Here is a 19,278-nt window from a genome sequence, read left to right as displayed (position 1 = left end):
TCTTTGTTATCCTCCTCTTAGCTTGCGAAGTATAGCTAAATTGCCTTTATTCCCGCAACCACCCTGTGGAGTTTCTAAAAGTGCCGGAACTGCATTCCACCGCTGGTCATTCACTATAAAAGAAAAAGGCAACAATCCTAAATCTCCTTCTCCTATGTGCTGGTGTTTATCAAGATGGCTGTTGCGGCCATAGACGCTATCATTTAAATGCCAACAGCCGATTCTTTCAAGCCCTATCTTATCCAGAACAGATGCTACAAAGCGCTCATATGCCTCAAGAGACCGTAATTCATATCCAGAAGCAAAGAGATGGCACGTATCAAGACATACTCCGACCCTTTCATTCTTTGGGAAGTTATGGAGTATGGATTTCATTTCGACAAGAGAACTCCCAAGGACACTGCCTTGTCCCGCCATAGTTTCAAGTAGGATACGCACTCTCATATTTGAAGTTTTATCCAAAACCTGCTGCAAACTATCTATTAGCTTTTCCACCCCTTCTTCTCTGGGACGGCCACGAGAAGAACCTGGATGAACTACAAGGTCATCAATTCCAAGCATATCACAGCGCTCAATTTCCTCAATAAGGGCTACTATGCTTTTTTTTCGCATATCATCAGGAGAAGCCAGATTTATAAGATAGGAAGCATGGACCACAACTTTACGAATAGAACTATTACGCCATGCGTAAAGAAACCTCTCCGCGCGAGCCATAGAAATAGGGGCACAATGCCATTGAATCTGATTTTTGCTAAACATCTGTATAGCTTCACATTCAAGCTCTTCTCCTCGCTCTATAGCTTTCTCCAGACCGCCGGCAATAGAAATATGGGCGCCAATCAGAGGCATAAATTAATTTCTCCTTTACGAACCATAGTGATGAAGTAACGTAAGATATAAGCTGTTACTCCCCAGACGACCTTTCCGTTCGGAAGATCATAACAGGGGGTTTCGGTCACATTGCCACCATGCTCTAACCTGTAAGAACGAGGCACCTCAGGTATATCATCCAGACTCATAAACGCCGTACTGGCCACTTCCTTTGGCTCGATCAGCAAACTGGAGCTTAAAGACTCGTCAACAATAATTCCTACTACGGGATAGACTGTAAAACCACTCGATATGGCTCGATGAGGATCTAAGAGATATAGAGGCCTTATGTTTTCCCGTTTAAGGCCTATCTCTTCTTCAGTTTCTCTTAAAGCAGTTTCGAGGGGCCCTTTGTCATAGCGTTCTCTCTCACCGCCGGGGAAACACATTTCACCACCATGATGCTTCAAATTTAACTGGCGCTCCAAGAAAAGAATTTCAAGTTTTTTCCCTGTCTTGAAAAGTGGGATAAGGACAGCACTCAATCGTCCTTTCCCCGAAGGGGCTACTGTTTCCCATGAAGGGAAGGATGACGGTATATTACAGTTTCGCACGGTTACATTGTTCATACTCATACAACACAGCTCCTCACGCTCTTAAATGAACACTCCCAGCGTATATTACTCCACGGAAGCCATCTACAGTAACAGACATGCCATCATGCAAAATAGAAAGAGCGTTATTAGCGCTTACAACACAAGGAATTCCAAGTTCTAAAGCAACTATAGCTGCATGACTTGTTAGCCCGCCATGTTCCGTAATAATAGCAACAGCCTTTCTCATAGCAGGTAAGAAGTCCCTGTCTGTTTCTGAAACAACTAGAATATCTCCCTCTTCCATTTTACCAAGGGCCTCTTCTGCGGTACGAGCCGTTTTAATAACACCAAATGCTTCTTTCTTCAAGAGGGAAAGGCCTTTCACTAGAATTTTGCCTACTGTATGAACCTGTAGCATATTCGTCGTTCCAGGAATGCCCATAGGGACCCCTGCTGTTACTACAACGAGATCCCCTTCCTTGAGAAGTCCTTTTTTGAAGCTTGCCGTAAAGGCATTTGCCACTGCTTCATCCTGATCTTTAATATTCTCAACTAAGAGAGGTTCTACACCCCAATAGAGAGAAAGCTCTCTCCAAGTACGAACAACTGGTGTAGCTCCTATGATCAGACATGGCGGACGATGTTTGCTCACCATCTGGGCAGTGCTGCCGCTCCTTGTTAATGACACAATAGCTGCCGCCCCCATTTCACGAGCAACTGCCACGGATGCCCCGCTTACAGCATCTGGGATGCCCGTGCTTAATTGTTTTCGATGAAGGGGATGTTGCCAGAGTTCAAGTTCTTTCTCTACTCGAGCAACAATACGCTGCATAGTTTCAACGGCACGCAGGGGGTATGCCCCCTTTGCTGTTTCACCAGAAAGCATTACAGCATCAGTTCCATCAAGTACTGCATTCGCCACATCACTGGCCTCTGCTCTCGTTGGACGAGGATTCCTAATCATGGAATCAAGCATCTGAGTAGCAACGATCACAGCTTTGCCTTTTGAGCGGCAAAGGTCAATAATCTCTTTTTGAACAAGGGGAACTTCTTCTGTTGGGATCTCTACACCTAGATCGCCCCTGGCAATCATAACCCCATCCACCACTTCAAGAATTTCCAATATGGCATTAACGGCCTGGCGAGTTTCAATCTTTGCGATAATCTTCATGGCGCCGCCCGCATCTTCTATTATCTTCCGTACTTCCATAATATCCTTTTGATTTTTGACAAAGGATACTGCTATATAATCCATTTCGTTTTCAAGACCCCAGCAAATATCCTTATGATCTTTTTCTGAAAGTGCGGGAAGAGAGATAGAAGCTCCCGGAATATTGACGCCCTTCCTTTCACCCAGTTCTCCGCCTACAACGACCTGACAAAAAACATCAAGTCCCTCTACACTAGTTACTTTGAGATGCAGGGTGCCATCATCAATGTATATATCCTGCCCTACATTTACTTCTGAAGGAAGACTGGGGTAATTAACATATACCTCTTTAGAATCTCCCACTACGTCCCTTGTTGTTAGAATAATCTTCTGGTCTTTTATCAGCACAATAAATCCTTCTTTTAAGGTTCCGGTACGGATTTCCGGTCCTTTCGTATCAAGAAGGGTCGCTATGGGCTTGCCTATTTCTTTTTCAGCTTTTCTGACAAGATCAAGACGAGCTTTGTGTTCTTCGTATGCTCCGTGACTAAAATTAAAGCGGGCGACATTCATGCCAGCTTCAGCCATGGAACAAAGCATTTCATATGTAGAACAAGCTGGGCCAATAGTACAGACTATTTTCACTTTCTTCATTTTTATGACCCCTTCCATCACATAAGCTATATGGTCACTCAACAAAAAACCTCATAAGCTTCTTCAGGAAGCGCTGGAGCTAAACCCTTAGATTTAATCGTAGGCCCATCTACCTTTATCCCTGAAAGAAGGATTACTACGCTTCCTACTCCATTTCGAATCTCTAACAACACCTGAGAACGTCCAGGAAAGTCCTTCAAAGAGCGTATAAAATTTTTCATTGAATTCGGTTGCAATAACGTTCCATCGAGAACTATCTTAACAAAAGGTGGCATTTTTCCCTGTATGGCCTGGAAAGAAACAATCTCCTTTGCTATGATGTTCCCTGACCCTCTTTCATCAAGAGTCCCACGAATAATGCAGATCTCCCCTGGCTCTATCTGGTCTTTTATAGAAGACCAAATCTTAGGAAAGCATATAACCTCCAGTTTTGACTCTGCATCTTCCACCTCAAGGATTCCCATGGGATCTCCCCGTTTTGTATATTTTTCATGGACGGAAAGAATCATTCCGCCTATCTGAGGAAAAAGATTTCTGCTCCTCCAGTATTTAAGATTGGAGATGCTGCATGTACTATATCTACTGACCAGCGTTTCATGCTGAGTAAAGGGATGGCCGCTAATATATAGCCCCACCACTTCTTTTTCCATGTCGAGACGTTCATAAATAGCATAATCTTCTATATCAGGAAGTTCCGGTTCAAGATCCCCACTCTCAGAATCTTCATCTAAAAGACTTAGGAGGGAACATTGGTTTTTCTCCTCGCCCTTCCTCTGAGCTAAAGCCACAAAATCAGGAAGAGCTGAAATAAGCTGGCGTCTATTCGAGTTAAGGCCATCAAAGGCTCCTGCTTTAATAAGATTTTCTATTACAGATTTGTTTACAACCCTCAAATCAACACGACATAAAAAGTTCCATAGCGAAGAAAATTCACCGCCACATTCCCGTGCCGCAATAATAGCTTCTACTGCCCCGTGACCTGCCTTCGCAACGGCTCCCAATCCGAACCGAACTACTTCGTCTACTGCGGCAAAAGACTCCATGGAAGAGTTGACATCTGGGGGCAAAACCTCTATGCCAGAATTTCTTACTTCGCGAATATAGCGAGCCATTACATCTTTTTTTGAACCTATTTGACTTGTTAGATAGGCAGCCATGAATTCTGGCTGAAAGTTTGCTTTCAAATAGGCTGTCTGATAACTGATCAAAGCGTAAGCTGCACTATGGGACTTGTTAAAACCATACCCTGCAAATTCCTGGATGATATCAAAGATTTCTTCTGCTTTTCGAGCCGGAACGTTATGTTGGGCACAACCATCAGCGAACATCTTTCGCTGCTGCTGCATTACTTCCACTTTCTTTTTCCCCATGGCTCGACGCAATAGATCGGCCTCTCCTAGGGAATATCCAGCTAGACAGGCCGCACTTTGCATTACTTGTTCCTGATAAAGGATAACCCCATAGGTTTCTTTCAATACTTCTGACAGCTCAGGGTGGAGATACTCAACTACAGCCCGTCCATGTTTGCGCTCAATATACTGATCAACCATCCCACTGCCCAAAGGACCTGGCCGATACAGAGCAAGGACGGCAATGAGATCCTCAAAACAATCCGGTTTTATCTTACGAAGCAATTGTCGCATTCCTGTGGATTCAAGCTGGAAAACACCGAGTGTGTTTCCCCTTTGTAACATTTCATAGGTCAAATTGTCATTAAGGGGAATTTTATTAAGGTCTGGCGGCGTTTTGCCATTTAACTTGATATTGTTTATAGCCTCTTCCAAAACAGACAGCGTCTTCAGACCCAAGAAATCCATCTTTACAAGTCCCAGCTTCTCCAGAGGCTCCATGGGAAACTGTGTCACAATCTGGTTTTCCCCAATCCTTCGCACTGGCACCAGATCTGTAATTGGCATAGGGGTAATAACCACGCCTGCTGCATGCTGAGAACAGTGGCGGGCAAGGCCCTCTATCTTAGAAGCGCTGTCAAGAAGCCGACTTACCGCCAAGTCTTTATGGGTGAGGTTGCGAAGGTCCTCGCTTTGATCCAGAGCCTCCGGGATTGACCTTGCTCCATCTGGAATAAGCTTAGCAACAACATCCACATCACTGTAGGGCATCCCCAATGCTCTTCCCACATCTCTAATAGCTGCTTTGCTTTTCATTCGATCAAAGGTTATTATCTGTGCAACTCTATCTACACCATATTTTTCAGCAATGTATTGAAGAAGCTCTTCCCTCCCCTTATCAGAAACATCCGTATCTATATCAGGCATACTGACACGCTCTGGATTAAGGAAACGTTCAAAAAGAAGATTGTATTTCAGAGGGTCCAGTTCAGTAATCCTTAAGCTATATGCAACAAGAGATCCAGCGGCAGAACCTCTTCCCGGACCAATTGGAATATCTCGATCCTTCGCTGCTCTTATAATGCTGGCCACGATAAGAAAGTATCCCGCAAACCCCATTTTTTTAATAACCTTCAGCTCGTAATCAAGGCGTTTTTTATATTCCTCTGGCACATTATCCTTATGAAGACGCTGTTTAAGACCTGCCATTGCTTCTTTTTCAAGATTCGACTCAAGAGTTTCACCTTCTGGAAGGTCAAAGCTTGGGAGTTTATAATCTCTCGTACCGAGGTCAAATTTCAGAGAACAACGCTCTGCTATAGCGAGGGTGTTATCAAGAGCATCCGGTAATTCAGCTCCAAAGAGACTGTCCATCTCTTCAGGAGACCGAAGATAAAAATCATTTGTTGAAAAAGACATTCGATCGGGGTCGTTTATGGTCGCCCCAGTCTGAACGCATAGAAGTATTTCATGCCAGTCGTAGTCTTCTTTATTCAAGTAATGAGCATCATTGGTGGCAACAAGATTAAAATTGTTTTTTCTTGCCATTTGGACGAGGGACCTATTGACCACAGCCTGTTCAGGTATGGCATTGTACATAATCTCTAGAAAAAAATTGTCTTCCCCCATAATGTCCCGATACATATGCGCCTTTGCCAAGGCATCATTCTCTTTACCCTGAAGGATCAGCGATGGAATTTCTCCCGCAAGACAAGCAGACGAAGCAATGATCCCCTGACTATACTGAGTAAGAAGATCGTAATCTATTCGTGGTCTATAATAAAAACCATCTGTATTGGCAATAGAAACGAGCTTAATTAAATTGTTATATCCTTGCTGGTTCTCAGCCAAAAGGAGAAGGTGAAAATTTCTCCCCTTTTTTTCTCTAGATGTGTGTCCTTCTGGATCAACATAGACTTCACAACCTACAATAGGTTTAATGCCTGCTGCAAGGCATCTATCATAAAACTCTATAGCGCCATACATTGCCCCATGATCGGTAAGAGCCACTGCTGGCATGCCCCAGGAAGCAACCCTCTCAGCCAATTCTCCACAGCGAATGGCTCCATCGAGAAGGCTATACTCACTATGAACATGTAAGTGTACGAAAGGACGAGTGGTCATTCTTCTGTAATTCCTCCATCTAATTCTTCTACGTTGTCCTTCTTGTGGAGAAGAACTTCTCCCCCTCCCCACCGGAGAACAGTATCAACCAGGCCTGAAAAAACCGTTTCATCATCCTCTTGTTCATTCCCAAACTCGGGTCTGATTTCCGCAGTAGGAGGAAGATCATCAAAAGGGAGACTCGATGTAGGCTCATCTTGTATTTCAACTATCGCCTCTTCAATTTCTGCTAAAAGAGGAGATTGAGAAAGATCACACTCCGTCGTTTTATCACCACAGATAATACGTAACGTCAGTTCTCCCTCAAAAATCTCTTTGATCTTTTGTTGCAATACAAAGGAGTTCCTTTCGATGGAAACTAGCTCCATGGAATAATTGCAATAATCGGGGAACTTCAGAGAAAGCACGTTTTTTTCGAGAAACACAGAGGCGTGGAGCAACGCACAATAAATGTGGATTTCTCCATAAAGGAGGCTTGCAAGCACTTTTCCCCATTTTTCTTTAAAGGCAGGGTGGTCCTCTGGCGGCAGGGAGTGAGGTTCCCGAGTTTTCTCCAGCTCTTTGGTAACCAGACTGCCATGTTCTATTAATTTATTAAGAAAGAGTCCTGAGAGAACATCTGATCTCATCCCCATGCGCACTTGGGGAAGGATTTGGGCACAGAAATCCATAATCTTCAATAGATGATCTGGATTCCAATCCTTAGACTCCTGCTCTAAAAAAATTTTTTCTTTAGAGGAACCCTCTATGAACTGCAAAGCGCCCCCACCCCATGAAGCCACAATCCAAAGATCCCTAAATATAACAAAAAGATCTTCAACAACCTTTTGCGGGGAAGCTCCCCGTTGGAACATTTCCTGTAACTCTGAAAATACAGAGATATCACCAGAACGCACACGAGAAACCCAACGCTCAAGTTCAGGCCGACTTCCTCCACCTAAAAGACGGCTAACATCTACCAGCCTGAGTTCTTGTTCCGCCAAGGCCATAACCTGTTCTAAAAGAGATAAGGCATCTCTCATTGCTCCATCAGCCTGTCTGGCTATTTCCCAAAGAGCTTCTTCCTCCGCATTCCTGTTCTCGTTATGGGCAACCATAGATAGGCTTTTTACAATATTCTGAACATCAATTTTCCTGAAAGGAATGTGCTGACAACGAGAGCGAATGGTTACCGGCACCTTATGAGGTTCCGTTGTCGCCAAAATAAAGACAACGTGGGATGGAGGCTCCTCAAGGGTTTTCAGTAATGCATTGAAAGCAGAAAGAGAAAGCATATGAACTTCATCAATTATATAGACTTTGTATAAAGATGAAAAAGCAGACAGAGAAACATGGGCTTTAAGTTCCCGTACTTCATCTACGCTATTATTCGATGCCCCGTCTATTTCTATAACGTCAAGGCTTTCTCCTCCGTTGATAGCAAGACAATTAGGACAATCGTTGCAGGGTTCTACGCTTTGTTTCTGGCCTGTACAGTTCAACGATTTGGCGAGAAGACGGGCTAAAGTAGTTTTCCCACACCCGCGAGGACCAGAAAATAAATAGGCATGACTTACCCGTTTTTCTTCCAAAGCTTTCGTAATAACCTGTACAGCTGCATCCTGGGCCACTATTTGTTTAAACTGCGCAGGTCGATATCGACGGTAAAGAGACACTGTCATATATAAGCTCCCCTTTCGAGGGCATTCAAGTATTCCGTATGATATTCTATCATCTTTATAGAAATGAAAATTTAGAAAGCCTCATTTACTTTAATGTAGATAGTCGGCCATAGGATGAGATGCTTTTGCCTGATGTAATCTTTCCACTAAACCGGTTCGGAGAAAAATAAGGGGGTCTACTCCTCCTGGTAAAGGTTCTGAAACAAGAAGGGTTGGCCCGACTCGGATCCCTTTTTTATTATCAAAAAGCTCTATAACCTCTATTTCATAGGGAGCCAATTCCATTTGGTAATCCCTATCCAGCTTCTCTTTTATAGAAAGGAAGAGTTTTCTTACATCACTTTCATCAGGGCCAGACCAGACTTTAACTCCATCCACCAAAAGAGTTGTTGATCTTTCTTCTGTTGCCACATCAACAACCAGCATATGAAGAACTTTTTTCCTTTCAATGGGCCAATTATTCTCACGAATTATTTTTGAAAGGTAGGCTACTCGCTCCTTAACGTAAGGGTGATCCATAAATATCCCCGGATCCACATAAGGATGGCGTAATTGCTCTTCTGCCAACCCCTCCATGACAGTCAACGCGGCTGCAGGCGGGTATCCCGCTTTCTGCAGCGCATAAAGCCCTTCAACATCTGCTTCCTTTTCTAAATCCTTACTATATGCGTTTGTAATGGCTATTTGTGCCATGCTAGTCAAAAAAGCAGGTGCGGCTTTCCCCCCACTTGCCAGAATGAGAGCCAGCGCAAAAATAGAGATGCGTTGGGATTGAGCCATCTGAAGCATAACATGTTTTCTATCAGCATGGATCATTTCATGGGCAATAATAGCCCCTATTTCAGCATCACTATGAAGAAAATCTAAAATTCCCGTCGTCATATATATAATGCCACCAGGCAAACTGAAAGCATTCAGAGATTTTTCCTGGATAATCCGAATTTCAAAGGGGAGGGTGCGAGTCATGTGGGGCTTAATTTTTTCGCAGATCATAGAAAGATGAGCAATTTTTACAGGGTCGGAGACTCGTTCCCAATGCTGCTCTATCTCTTCTGAAACCTCTTTGCCAAACTTAATTTCCCGCTGCATCTCATCTTCCGCTCTGGCATAAAAGCAAGAAAACAAAATAAACAGCAAAACCAGCGCTACTACACTCATTCTTTTTTTCATATAAAACCGCCCTTACAAAAATCTTTAGGGGAGAAAATAGGGCTTTTTGTATAACCAAGCATGAAAAATCATTCGTCTTCGTCACACATAATGTGTTCGATAAGGTGCGCTCGGCTCACTATACCCACAAAAACACCATCTTCTCTCACTACTGGTGCCATTTTTAATCCTTGCTGAATTAATGATAATGCCGCATGAAGATCGGAGTCTTCTTCTGAAAAATAAATTACCTTTCGCGTCATGTATTTCCCTACAGGTTCCATACCCTTTTTACGAAGTTTTTCAGAAAGCTGATCAAAGTCCGGAATAAAAGCTGCTCCCTTCTCCAGATACTCGCAATAGCTAGGTAAAGACGCTTTTATTATATCCTTCTCGCTGATAAAGCCAACAAGAAAACCCATTTCATCGACAACTGGAAGACCTGTAAGATTATGTTGAGAAAGCATTTCAATCGCTTCTTTCAAAGGCGTATTTTCCGTTACAGACGTCAAATCCCGGTCCATCAAATCCCCTATTCGCATTTTCGAGTCCCCTTTTAATCGAAACGCTCCAGCTGCACACGCGGCATTAGAGCTTCTATCGCTTTGCGACTTGAGAATCCTTTCTCAACATGCATGGAATCTTCCCATGCACATGCCATAGCAAACCTGATTCGGTCCTCTACGTCCATTCCCTCTTCTCCCCCAACAATGAGACCCGTAATAAGAGCATCTGCTGCTGCGAATAAGGAAACAACCGACCGCCGTTCGGCGAGAGCTAAATAAATACCTTTAGGGGTGAAAAAAACGTCTCCGTATATGTGGTATGAAGTAGTAGCCCATTCCACGCCCTGGTCGTGGAGTTTTGAAACGACTTCAATAATATTATCAAGAGAAGTTAACGATATTCCAGATATTCGCGACATAAAACGATGATCTATTTTGGCGATGGTAGGGCCAGCTTCAAGCGCAGACTGAAGGGGCAGTCCGGCAGCGTCAACAATTGTCGGAATGTTATATTCCTTTGCCATTCGAATAAGTTCTCCGTAAATATCTTGGGGAATACCAGGAGGGAGAGAACCACCTAAAATAAGTAATCTGGTGCGTTGCAGCATTCTTTGATAATTGCGAAGGAAGCGATTATAGGCTTCTTCAGAGATATAGGGACCAGGCTCGGAAAGCCCTGTTTCAATATGTCCTGACTCGTCTACGATATAAACGTTTGTTCGCGTTTCACCCTTTACATGGATAAAATTTGTTGTAATTCTATCTTTGCGTAGGACATCACGAATATAGGCCCCATTAAAACCTGCAAGAAATCCCATAGCAGCTGATTCATAACCTAACTGGGCTAACATCATGGAGACATTTATCCCCTTGCCGCCAGGAGTACGGATCGCATTCTTTGAGCGGAACCACCCACCTGGCTGGAACTCCGGCACTAAAAATTCCTCATCGACAGCGGGATTCAAGGTTACCGTTACTATCATCAATCTCCACCTCCATGAGTAAAGGGAAGGTAGGATTATCCCACCTTCCCTGAATGAGCCCTACTCTATTTAAGAAATTCGGAAAGTTCAGAAGCAGTAGCTACTGTTTTTTTAGAAGCAACTACACCTTTCTTAAGCTCCACAACAACTGGCATCTCACCCAATTCAAGTTTTTCAACCATACGTGCGTTGCGGTAACCATCAATGATAGCAACCTTTTCCCCTGTTTCCTTGCTCATCTCTTCCACGGCATTGGAAAGCCTTACCTGGGATTCAACAATGCTGGAATAGAAGAAGGCCACCACTCTCTCAGGATCCAAAAGGGTGGAGCGAAGATGAACCTGTTCATTTATATAGGCAGATGCTGCCATAGCTGCTATGGCGCCATCACTTGCGGCTGTCACTACCTGGCGAAGGTTCTTGTCGCGCACATCACCAGCGGCAAAAACACCTTCAACTGATGTTTCCATATCATCGTTAGTCACTATCCAGCCGCCTTTTTTAGCCTCTACAAGACCGCGGATGCATTCATCATGAGGAGCCTGTCCGACAAAAACAAAGACACCAGCTACAGGCAGATCAGAAACCTCTCCTGTTTTAACGTTCTTCAAAACAAGATTTTCTACCATACCATCGCCTTCGATTTTTTCGACAACGCTATTCCAGATGGGTTCAATCTTCGGATTTGAAAGTGTCCTTTCAGTGGCAGCTCTGTCAGCTCTAAAAGCATCACGACGATGAATAATATACACCTTGGAAGCGAAATTTGTAAGGTAGCAGGCTTCTTCAACAGCCGTGTTCCCGCCGCCAACAACAGCGATTACCTGATCTTCGAAGAAAGCCCCATCACAAACTGCGCAATAGCTCACGCCGCCGCCAATATGTTCTACCTCTCCTTCGCAGCCAAGCTTCCTGAAATAAGCGCCTGTAGCAAGAATAATCGCTTCGGCTTCTATTTCTCCCTTGTCTGTTACTACTACTTTGCTGCCGTCGCGAAGCTCAATTTTCTTAACATCAGCGTCACGAAATTCTGTATTGAACTTCTCTGCATGCACTCGGAACATATCACCAAGTTCTTGGCCAGAGGCATGGGCCACTCCTGGCCAATTCTCTATCTCGGCAGTAATATTTATCTGACCGCCGGGAACACCTTTCTCAATAAGAAGCACGTCGAGTCCTGCTCTGCGACCATATATAGCTGATGTCAGACCGGCAGGGCCAGCCCCGATGATCACGAGCTCTCTCTTTTCCATTCAAACATCTCCTCCTCGTCCTTTGAAGCTTTATCTAATACAGAATAATATATATAGGTGATCGAAAAGATCATCTGCGCCATTATACACGACACCAAACTGCGATGCGATATATACCTTGAAAATCCTTCGCCAGCTTCATTAATCGTAGCCCTAAAGCGTTGTAATTTGCAAGAACTTCTCCTTGAGTGCTGTCTCCTAATTCTACAACCAACATCCCTCCTGGTTTGAGCCAGATGGGAGCAACATGAAGAAGCTCCTTATAGTAAAGCAGTCCATCCTCTCCGCCATCAAGGGCCACATAGGGCTCATATCCAGCAACCTCTTTCATTAGTCTTCCAATCGCAGCAGTGGGGATGTAAGGTGGGTTGCTAATAATAAGGTCTAGGCTCTGAGAAGGAACTGGAATGTCACTCATTTCTCTAGAATGCCATAGCAAACAACGATGAAGCAAATTATATCTTCTCAGGTTTTTCCATGCCCATTCTATAGCCTGAGGAGAAACCTCTATTGCTACCCCTCTTGAAAGAGGTCTTTCTGCAAGGATAGTGGCGGCAATGCAGCCACTCCCCGTTCCCCAATCAAGAAAAGAGCCTTTGACAAAGTACCGAAGAGCCTCTTCCACAACGAGTTCCGTTTCGGGACGAGGAATCAGACAACCTGGCCCTACTAGGAAGTCCCTGCCCCAAAAACTCTCATATCCAATAATATATTGCAAAGGCTCGCCAGAGATTCTGCGTTGTACCATTTGGTTCAGAGAAATGACCTCTTCCTCTGTAAGATACACTTCAGAAGCTATAAGCAAGAAACGGGATCGGGATATTTCCTTCAAAGAACAAAGAAACCACTCTGTTTCGCTCTCCGCCCTCTCTATACCCGCTCTTGCCAAAGCCTGAACAGTTCTTTTTTTTGCTTGGTAAAGAGTTTCCCTATTCGTTCCCAAGCTTCTGTAATCGCTCCGTCTGATCCGCCATAGTCATGGCATCGATCATTTCATATAAATCCCCGTCAAGATATTGGTCAAGTTTATAGAGAGTTAAGCCAATACGATGATCTGTTATTCTATTCTGAGGATAATTATAGGTTCTGATCCGTTCTGAGCGATCTCCGGAACCAATCTGGCCTCGCCTCTCTTCTGCCTGCTCTTCCGCCTGTTTTTCCTTTTCCAAGCCATAAAGCTTTGCACGAAGATACATCATGGCTTTCGCTCTGTTCTTTATCTGCGACCGTTCATCCTGGCATGTAACAACAATGCCTGTGGGAAGGTGAGTAATACGGACTGCGGAATCCGTCATATTTACATGCTGCCCTCCAGCACCACTTGAACGGTAAGTATCAATCTTAAGATCTTCAGTACGTATATCCACATCCACATCTTCTACCTCAGGCAAGACAGCCACAGTGGAGGTTGACGTATGAATACGCCCCCCCGCTTCAGTCATAGGAACCCGCTGTACCCTGTGGACACCGCTTTCAAACTTCAACTTGCTATATGCACCGCGGCCATCTATTTTGAAAATAACTTCCTTCAAGCCACCGATGCCCGTCTCGTTTGACTGAATGATCTCTATTCTCCAGCCCTCTCGTTCACAAAATCGACTATACATGCGATAAAGATTGGCAGAAAAAAGCGCGGCTTCCTCTCCCCCTGCCCCTCCCCGTATTTCCATAATGACGCTTTTTTCATCGTTAGGATCCACTGGCAGCAGAAGGACGTGAAGTTCGTCACGAATGCATTCCAGAAGAGGCTCTTTTTCCTTTATCTCTTCCCTGGCAAGTTCCTGCATATCCCCATCCCCCGAATGAAGAAGAGAATGGGCTTCCTCAAGGTCACTCTTTACCTTTTTATACTCTCTGTATTTCAATACAGCCGATTCTATTTGAGCATGTTTTTTTGCAAGTTGCTGTATCTCTTTCAAATTAGCTGCGACAACAGGATCCGACATTTGCTTTTCAAGATCTACAAAAGTCTTTTCCAAATCATCAAGTTTACTCTCCAAATTCATTGTATTCCTCACCTCCGGAACGATCATACAGGGGCCTGTCCAAAGCTTCCTCCAAAGCAGCTAGCGCCACTTCTACCTGTTCAATACTCGGTTCTCTCGTAGTCAGGTATTGAAATGACAAAGCAGGCCACAAGATGATCCTTCCTAACTTTTGTATAGACGATGCTGCCCGGATAATCTCATAAGAGATTCCCACTACTACGGGAAGCAGCAAAACCCTCATCATTATCTTCCAAAGCAGACTACCATGACCGGCTATAGAAAAAACTATAATACTCACTATCACAACAATCAAGAGAAAGGACGTGCCACAACGGGGATGGATGCGAGAATAGTTCATAACATTTTCCGGGGTCATATCAACTCCGGCTTCAAAAGCATTTATGGTTTTATGTTCCGCGCCATGATACCGAAACACATCACGAATCTCTTTCCATAATCCGATACCTGCCACATACAACACAAAAAAAGTGCCGCGCAACAGGCCTTCGAAGACATTCTTCCATGTTTCAGAAAGACTCCAGAACTCTCCGCCAAGATGGGCCAACCAGACGGGAAGGGCAACAAATACACCTATAACCGCTATGAGCGCAAAAGCAACCGATCCTGCAAACTCGAGAGGGGTAATAGTTTCTTCGTCCCCCAGGGCTATTTCGGCAGAGCGATTCAAAGCGCGTATCCCTATCTTGAGCATTTCGAACATAATGACAAGTCCCCGTATCATTGGGCACTTCCACCAGAAAGAAGAAGTTCTGAGAACTGCGTCCCAATGTTCCCGTACTATTTCACCGTTCTGCTGTCGGACTGCAAGCCCCCACCTTTGGGGGCCCCTCATCAGAACGCCCTCTATAACAGCCTGTCCTCCCACGGGCATGCGCTTCTCCCGTTTCCCAGAGAAGGTACAGGCCGTCTTATTGTCTGAATTCAATACTATTCCTCCTCGAGAAGTTCCTCTATGGAATGAAAGGGTTTTCCACAGGGGCGAGCTTCACAGCAAGCACCCTTTACAAGGCAGGAAGGACCTGCAATATTAAAAATGACAGGAGCTTCTCTTCGAACCACTTTAAGCATTTCTCGGGCTACCTGGCGGATCTCCCATTGAGCACGGCGGCAAAGCCGCAATGAAAAGAAGTGATAAAGCTCTCTGGCATTCATGGTCATTACTAGGCTTGTTGTCCAGCCATGGGGTAATATATACCGCGCGTCTTCCTTGGGAATTCCTTGCTCAACAAGCTTCAGATATACGGAATGGGCCGCCTTAACCTCGTTAAGGAACAGTTCTTTCCCCTCCTCATGAGCCGCAACAGTTGGAGGAAGAACCACTTCTGGTTCGGCCATAGAAACATACCGCTGACTTCTTTGACTATAACTCGCTATGCGATGACGGACAAGCTGGTGGCTTGTCACCCGACTCATCCCATCTAGAGAAAAGGTAAAAGACGCATGCTCGAAAGGAGAATGATGACCGCTCCTCCGCAAGTGAAAAATCAGCGATTCTACTGATGAAGGGTCTTGTTCTTTCATAATTAATCCAGCAGGAATATCGCTATAACACAGGCGCGCTGCTGCCGCTACAATTCTGTCAGGATCTGGTGTATGCCCTAGCAAGGTCACCTGACACGTCATGTACTCATCAGCTCCTATCCTTCAAAAGCATGTAAAAAAAGGGGAGCTTTGCCCCCCTTTCTACTCTTCTGTTTCTACTTCGCGCTGTCCGTAATTGATACCTTCGTATTTCTTACGGAATTTTTCAAGACGACCAGCTTCGCTCACAACCCGGCTTCCCTTTTTGCCGGTAAAGAAGGGGTGGCATTCAGAACAGACCCCCACGCGGATCTCGGAAGATGTGGAGTGAGTGTTAAACGTATTGCCACAAGCACACGTTACAACACATTCCTTATATTCGGGATGTATTCCCTTTTTCATCTATGTTGCACCTCCAAAACTTTTCTTTACTGAACAAATATGCACTTTACCATATGGAATAAAGACATGCAAGCGGTTATTTAGATATGCATTACACCGAGACCGCATCTCTCATGATGGGCAACGGCATGATATGCTGTATCGCCCATAACTGCCACTGCAATCCAACGATCATTACGTACAATTGCTATTTTAGCTCCGACACTCGCCTCTAGCATTCCCACCGTTAAAAAACCTTCTAGAGCCTCTACTGCCGCATGCATAAGGGCGTGCATCTCATTACGAGTCTTCTCTACTACTCCAGCATTTAAAGAAGCTCCAACAAGGGCTCGAGTAATTTTTTGAGGGAGATCCCCTGCCAGTCCTCCAACTTCTGTTGCAACTGACCGCCAACCATTCTGTAATAATTCCCGTTTTAGTTCATTCTCTGAATCAGGAGTGGTGGTAGACGCTAATAGCAACGCTGCCCGACCAACCTGGTTTTCATCATTTAAATGAACATGGATATGTAACTCCAAGTCAATTCCACGCTGCGAGCACCCTATATTATTTTCCACTTTTTCTTCCTCAGCCATAACCTCCTCCATTATGACTTCCTCCTGATTATTAAATATTTTTTTCCAGAGCATGCCAGACACCTCTCCTCTCGAATACTTGTTTTACTATAGCATATTTATTTAAGAAGCTCTCTTTGTATGAATTTTATTAAAAAACCTTTATAAACCTTTAAAAACACTCTATTCTTGATAGTCTTTCATAATAGCTTTATACTATATGAAACAAGAAAAATGAAATGGGGGGATGTGAGGAAGAAAGTTTCCTGTTTTATGAAAGTATGTTGGCATAAAAAGAAACAAAAAACTTTCGAGGGGGAATGAGAAACATGATGAGAAAGACAACGGTTGCTGTAGCTGTGTTATGTCTTTTGTTTGCCGTCTTTGCCGGAGCCGCCTCTGCAAAGACATTTATTTCCATCGCAACAGGTGGTACCGGTGGTACTTATTATCCTTTAGGCGGCGGTATAGCAGACATTCTGACTCGCCATCTTGAAGACGTACAAGTCACTTCAGAAACAGGGAATGCCTCTGTGGCCAATATCAACCTTCTTGGGACTCATCAGATTGAAATGGCCTTTGCACAGAACGATATTGCCTATTGGGCTGCAAAAGGAACTGGCCCCTTCAGAAAAGGCGCATACGATAATATCCGCGTTGTAGCCTCTCTTTACCCCGAACACGTTCACTGCATTACGCTGAAGGGAAGCGGCGTTAAAGACATTATGGATATTAAAGGAAGAAGGGTTTCAGTGGGAGCCCCCGGCTCTGGAGTACAGGGAGATGTAGATGCTATTCTGAAAGTCGCTGGCATAAAATATGGCGATATGCAAACAGATTTCCTTGACTTTAACAATACGACCCAGCGCTTTAAAGACGGACAGCTTGACGTAGGGTTTGTCGTCGCTGGATATCCCACATCTTCGATCATGGATCTTGCCACCATGCATGATGTTGATCTGGTAGAGTTTAACGAAGAATTCCTCTCCAAACTAGTTAAAGAATATTCCTATTTTGTAAGAAGTGTTATCCCTGCAGGAACCTACCAGGGAGTCGATCATGATGTTACAACTCCTGCCGTAATGGCTCTGCTTATCTGTGACGCAGATCTGCCTGCAGATCTTGTTTACCGCATGACAAAGGCCCTCTGGGATAATATTGAGGAACTTCGTCCGATTCACGCCAAAGCTCAACTTATTACCCTTGAAACTGCCCTTGATGGCGTATCTGTGCCTTTACATGACGGAGCTGCTCAATTCTACAAAGAAAAAGGAATGAAAATTCCTGAATTTTAAGAGATAAACATATAAAGTCCATGAAAGGGGGCTTCCTGGTATCAGGAAGCCCCCTTTCTCAAGTAAGGACAAAAAGGATCCTATTATCTATTTACAAAATAAACCTGAAGTTCCTCTACCCATCGAGCAAGGTACGTACATTGAGCCTTCCCGCTCACCCAATCTTTTCGTCCGCCGCCTCTGATCCCTAACGTCCTATTGTTCTTCACAAAACCCTGAAGATCAAGGGATGTTTTTTCTCCTCCTCCTAAAAGGAAATGACATCCTTCCTCGGCTGGTACTATACAAAGACAAATCGCCTCTGGTATCTCTTTAAGTTTGCGACTTACACAGGAAGAGGCTATTTCTATAGGAATATTAAAAAGTTCAAAGGAATATAGAGGGTAACCTCCCATAGAGTGCTCCATCCAGGGGAAGAAAACATATTCTTTAAGATGTTCCAATCCTTTAATAAGAGCTTTGTTCTCCGTTTGAAGTCTTTTAAAAACTTCTTCGAGTTTTTCAAGAGGACAACCAATGGTGCGAAGCAATTTTCGCATAACATAGCTCTCTTTCCTCATTGTCTCTTCTCTATGGACCGTAAAGCGAAACTCCCATTCAGGAGCTCTGCCGTTGAACCCTTCAATAAAAACACCTCCAATATCGGAAGTTCTGGAAACGTGGGTCCCTGAGCATGCAATCATATCGAAGTCGGGGATAGTCACCACACGAATCAAATCATTTTCCCCTATACGCTCCCAGTTTGCTTTCAGATCTATCATCTTTTTTGCATCTTCAGGAGACAATACATCCACAGTGACAGGAAGATCTTTTTTAATAACTTCATTTGCGTCTTCCTCGGCCTTAAAAAGAATTTCCCAGTTCAATTCGTGAGGATAGCGTAAATATACCGCAGTGGATTCTGTTCCTACGTCAACTTTATAAATATGCAGTTCTGGGTATGTGTTCTCAAGTACCTTTGAAATAACATGTTCCCCGGAATGCATCCGCGAAAGAAGCCACTGGCGCTCCAAGTCAACAAAACTTTCAACTTGCATATTTTCATGGATGGTACCACTTTTGACTTTTATATAAAGGACAATCTCTTCTCCTTCTTTTTGGCAATCTATGACATGGGCAAGAAAATTTTCAGCCCTTAAACAACCCGTATCTCCTGGCTGACCTCCTCCTGCAGGGTGGAAAGGATTGGGATCAACTATAATTTTTATTACTTTTTCAGTAGAATCAATTATTTTCATAATCTTGGTCTGCCCGATCATAAA

General features: G+C 44.1%; 17 protein-coding genes. 1 reads left to right on the top strand and 16 read right to left on the bottom strand.

What is annotated here, in order from left to right; all coding sequences use genetic code 11:
- Nucleotides 1–6: 6 nt before the first annotated feature.
- The 15 genes from AMICO_RS03700 to AMICO_RS03630 all read right to left on the bottom strand — a co-directional run bounded on the left by AMICO_RS03700 (nt 7) and on the right by AMICO_RS03630 (nt 16,754).
- Nucleotides 7–849: a deoxyribonuclease IV gene (locus tag AMICO_RS03700; protein WP_013048134.1), complete on the bottom strand. Its 843-nt coding sequence runs from the start codon at nt 847–849 to the stop codon at nt 7–9.
- The gene (locus AMICO_RS03695) at nt 840–1,445 is read right to left on the bottom strand and encodes an NUDIX hydrolase (protein ID WP_013048133.1); all 606 of its coding nucleotides are present in this window, start codon (nt 1,443–1,445) and stop codon (nt 840–842) included. The genes AMICO_RS03700 and AMICO_RS03695 overlap by 10 nt, the downstream gene beginning before the upstream one ends.
- A 13-nt stretch (nt 1,446–1,458) precedes the next feature.
- A complete protein-coding gene (gene pyk, locus AMICO_RS03690) occupies nt 1,459–3,210 on the bottom strand; it encodes a pyruvate kinase (protein ID WP_041459530.1) in 1,752 nt (583 codons plus the stop codon).
- 38 nt (nt 3,211–3,248) lie between these two features.
- Nucleotides 3,249–6,683 carry a DNA polymerase III subunit alpha gene (gene dnaE / locus AMICO_RS03685; protein ID WP_013048131.1) on the bottom strand — a complete coding sequence of 1,145 codons (3,435 nt, stop codon included), beginning with the start codon at nt 6,681–6,683 and terminating at the stop codon, nt 3,249–3,251.
- On the bottom strand, nt 6,680–8,344 hold the full coding sequence (gene dnaX / locus AMICO_RS09855) for a DNA polymerase III subunit gamma/tau (protein ID WP_013048130.1): 1,665 nt from the start codon (nt 8,342–8,344) through the stop codon (nt 6,680–6,682). Before dnaX ends, dnaE begins: the two co-directional genes overlap by 4 nt.
- A gap of 90 nt (nt 8,345–8,434) precedes the next feature.
- Nucleotides 8,435–9,514: a M48 family metalloprotease gene (locus AMICO_RS03675; protein WP_013048129.1), complete on the bottom strand. Its 1,080-nt coding sequence runs from the start codon at nt 9,512–9,514 to the stop codon at nt 8,435–8,437.
- 68 nt (nt 9,515–9,582) lie between these two features.
- Nucleotides 9,583–10,035, bottom strand: a complete 453-nt coding sequence (locus AMICO_RS03670) for a CBS domain-containing protein (RefSeq protein ID WP_013048128.1) — start codon at nt 10,033–10,035, stop codon at nt 9,583–9,585.
- A gap of 14 nt (nt 10,036–10,049) precedes the next feature.
- Nucleotides 10,050–10,982, bottom strand: a complete 933-nt coding sequence (locus AMICO_RS03665; RefSeq protein WP_013048127.1) for a 1-phosphofructokinase family hexose kinase — start codon at nt 10,980–10,982, stop codon at nt 10,050–10,052.
- A gap of 65 nt (nt 10,983–11,047) precedes the next feature.
- A complete protein-coding gene (trxB, locus tag AMICO_RS03660; protein ID WP_013048126.1) occupies nt 11,048–12,235 on the bottom strand; it encodes a thioredoxin-disulfide reductase in 1,188 nt (395 codons plus the stop codon).
- Between the two features lie 82 nt (nt 12,236–12,317).
- Nucleotides 12,318–13,178, bottom strand: a complete 861-nt coding sequence (prmC, locus tag AMICO_RS03655) for a peptide chain release factor N(5)-glutamine methyltransferase (RefSeq protein ID WP_013048125.1) — start codon at nt 13,176–13,178, stop codon at nt 12,318–12,320.
- Nucleotides 13,165–14,241 (bottom strand): peptide chain release factor 1, encoded by a 1,077-nt coding sequence (prfA, locus tag AMICO_RS03650; RefSeq protein WP_013048124.1) that lies wholly within the window; start codon nt 14,239–14,241, stop codon nt 13,165–13,167. The genes prmC and prfA overlap by 14 nt, the downstream gene beginning before the upstream one ends.
- A complete protein-coding gene (locus AMICO_RS03645; protein WP_013048123.1) occupies nt 14,225–15,169 on the bottom strand; it encodes a DUF1385 domain-containing protein in 945 nt (314 codons plus the stop codon). Before AMICO_RS03645 ends, prfA begins: the two co-directional genes overlap by 17 nt.
- A gap of 2 nt (nt 15,170–15,171) precedes the next feature.
- Nucleotides 15,172–15,867, bottom strand: a complete 696-nt coding sequence (gene thyX / locus AMICO_RS03640; RefSeq protein WP_013048122.1) for an FAD-dependent thymidylate synthase — start codon at nt 15,865–15,867, stop codon at nt 15,172–15,174.
- Between the two features lie 60 nt (nt 15,868–15,927).
- Nucleotides 15,928–16,167: a 50S ribosomal protein L31 gene (rpmE, locus tag AMICO_RS03635; protein ID WP_013048121.1), complete on the bottom strand. Its 240-nt coding sequence runs from the start codon at nt 16,165–16,167 to the stop codon at nt 15,928–15,930.
- A gap of 80 nt (nt 16,168–16,247) precedes the next feature.
- Nucleotides 16,248–16,754, bottom strand: coding sequence for a HutP family protein (locus AMICO_RS03630; RefSeq protein ID WP_041459526.1), 507 nt, complete (start codon nt 16,752–16,754; stop codon nt 16,248–16,250).
- A gap of 296 nt (nt 16,755–17,050) precedes the next feature.
- On the opposite strand from AMICO_RS03630, the gene AMICO_RS03625 reads away from it, so the two are divergent.
- On the top strand, nt 17,051–18,016 hold the full coding sequence (locus AMICO_RS03625; RefSeq protein WP_013048119.1) for a TAXI family TRAP transporter solute-binding subunit: 966 nt from the start codon (nt 17,051–17,053) through the stop codon (nt 18,014–18,016).
- An 83-nt stretch (nt 18,017–18,099) separates the two neighbouring features.
- Here AMICO_RS03625 and AMICO_RS03620 read toward each other — a convergent pair whose 3' ends face one another.
- Nucleotides 18,100–19,275 carry an alanine--tRNA ligase-related protein gene (locus AMICO_RS03620; protein ID WP_041459330.1) on the bottom strand — a complete coding sequence of 392 codons (1,176 nt, stop codon included), beginning with the start codon at nt 19,273–19,275 and terminating at the stop codon, nt 18,100–18,102.
- Between the last annotated feature and the right edge of the window lie 3 nt (nt 19,276–19,278).

The sequence above is a fragment of the Aminobacterium colombiense DSM 12261 genome (assembly GCF_000025885.1).
GTDB lineage: Bacteria > Synergistota > Synergistia > Synergistales > Aminobacteriaceae > Aminobacterium > Aminobacterium colombiense.
This window is presented reverse-complemented; position numbering and strand designations above follow the sequence as displayed.

Excerpts from the sequence above, each read along its gene's own strand:
- dnaE (WP_013048131.1), bottom strand. The coding sequence starts at position 6,683 with ATGACCACTCGTCCTTTCGTACACTTACATGTTCATAGTGAGTATAGC.
- rpmE (WP_013048121.1), bottom strand. The coding sequence starts at position 16,167 with ATGAAAAAGGGAATACATCCCGAATATAAGGAATGTGTTGTAACGTGT.
- dnaX (WP_013048130.1), bottom strand. The coding sequence starts at position 8,344 with ATGACAGTGTCTCTTTACCGTCGATATCGACCTGCGCAGTTTAAACAA.
- AMICO_RS03630 (WP_041459526.1), bottom strand. The coding sequence starts at position 16,754 with ATGGAGGAGGTTATGGCTGAGGAAGAAAAAGTGGAAAATAATATAGGG.
- AMICO_RS03700 (WP_013048134.1), bottom strand. The coding sequence starts at position 849 with ATGCCTCTGATTGGCGCCCATATTTCTATTGCCGGCGGTCTGGAGAAA.
- prfA (WP_013048124.1), bottom strand. The coding sequence starts at position 14,241 with ATGAATTTGGAGAGTAAACTTGATGATTTGGAAAAGACTTTTGTAGAT.
- AMICO_RS03670 (WP_013048128.1), bottom strand. The coding sequence starts at position 10,035 with ATGCGAATAGGGGATTTGATGGACCGGGATTTGACGTCTGTAACGGAA.
- AMICO_RS03620 (WP_041459330.1), bottom strand. The coding sequence starts at position 19,275 with ATGATCGGGCAGACCAAGATTATGAAAATAATTGATTCTACTGAAAAA.
- AMICO_RS03675 (WP_013048129.1), bottom strand. The coding sequence starts at position 9,514 with ATGAAAAAAAGAATGAGTGTAGTAGCGCTGGTTTTGCTGTTTATTTTG.
- pyk (WP_041459530.1), bottom strand. The coding sequence starts at position 3,210 with ATGAAGAAAGTGAAAATAGTCTGTACTATTGGCCCAGCTTGTTCTACA.
- AMICO_RS03625 (WP_013048119.1), top strand. The coding sequence starts at position 17,051 with ATGATGAGAAAGACAACGGTTGCTGTAGCTGTGTTATGTCTTTTGTTT.
- trxB (WP_013048126.1), bottom strand. The coding sequence starts at position 12,235 with ATGGAAAAGAGAGAGCTCGTGATCATCGGGGCTGGCCCTGCCGGTCTG.
- thyX (WP_013048122.1), bottom strand. The coding sequence starts at position 15,867 with ATGACGTGTCAGGTGACCTTGCTAGGGCATACACCAGATCCTGACAGA.
- AMICO_RS03665 (WP_013048127.1), bottom strand. The coding sequence starts at position 10,982 with ATGATAGTAACGGTAACCTTGAATCCCGCTGTCGATGAGGAATTTTTA.
- AMICO_RS03695 (WP_013048133.1), bottom strand. The coding sequence starts at position 1,445 with ATGAGTATGAACAATGTAACCGTGCGAAACTGTAATATACCGTCATCC.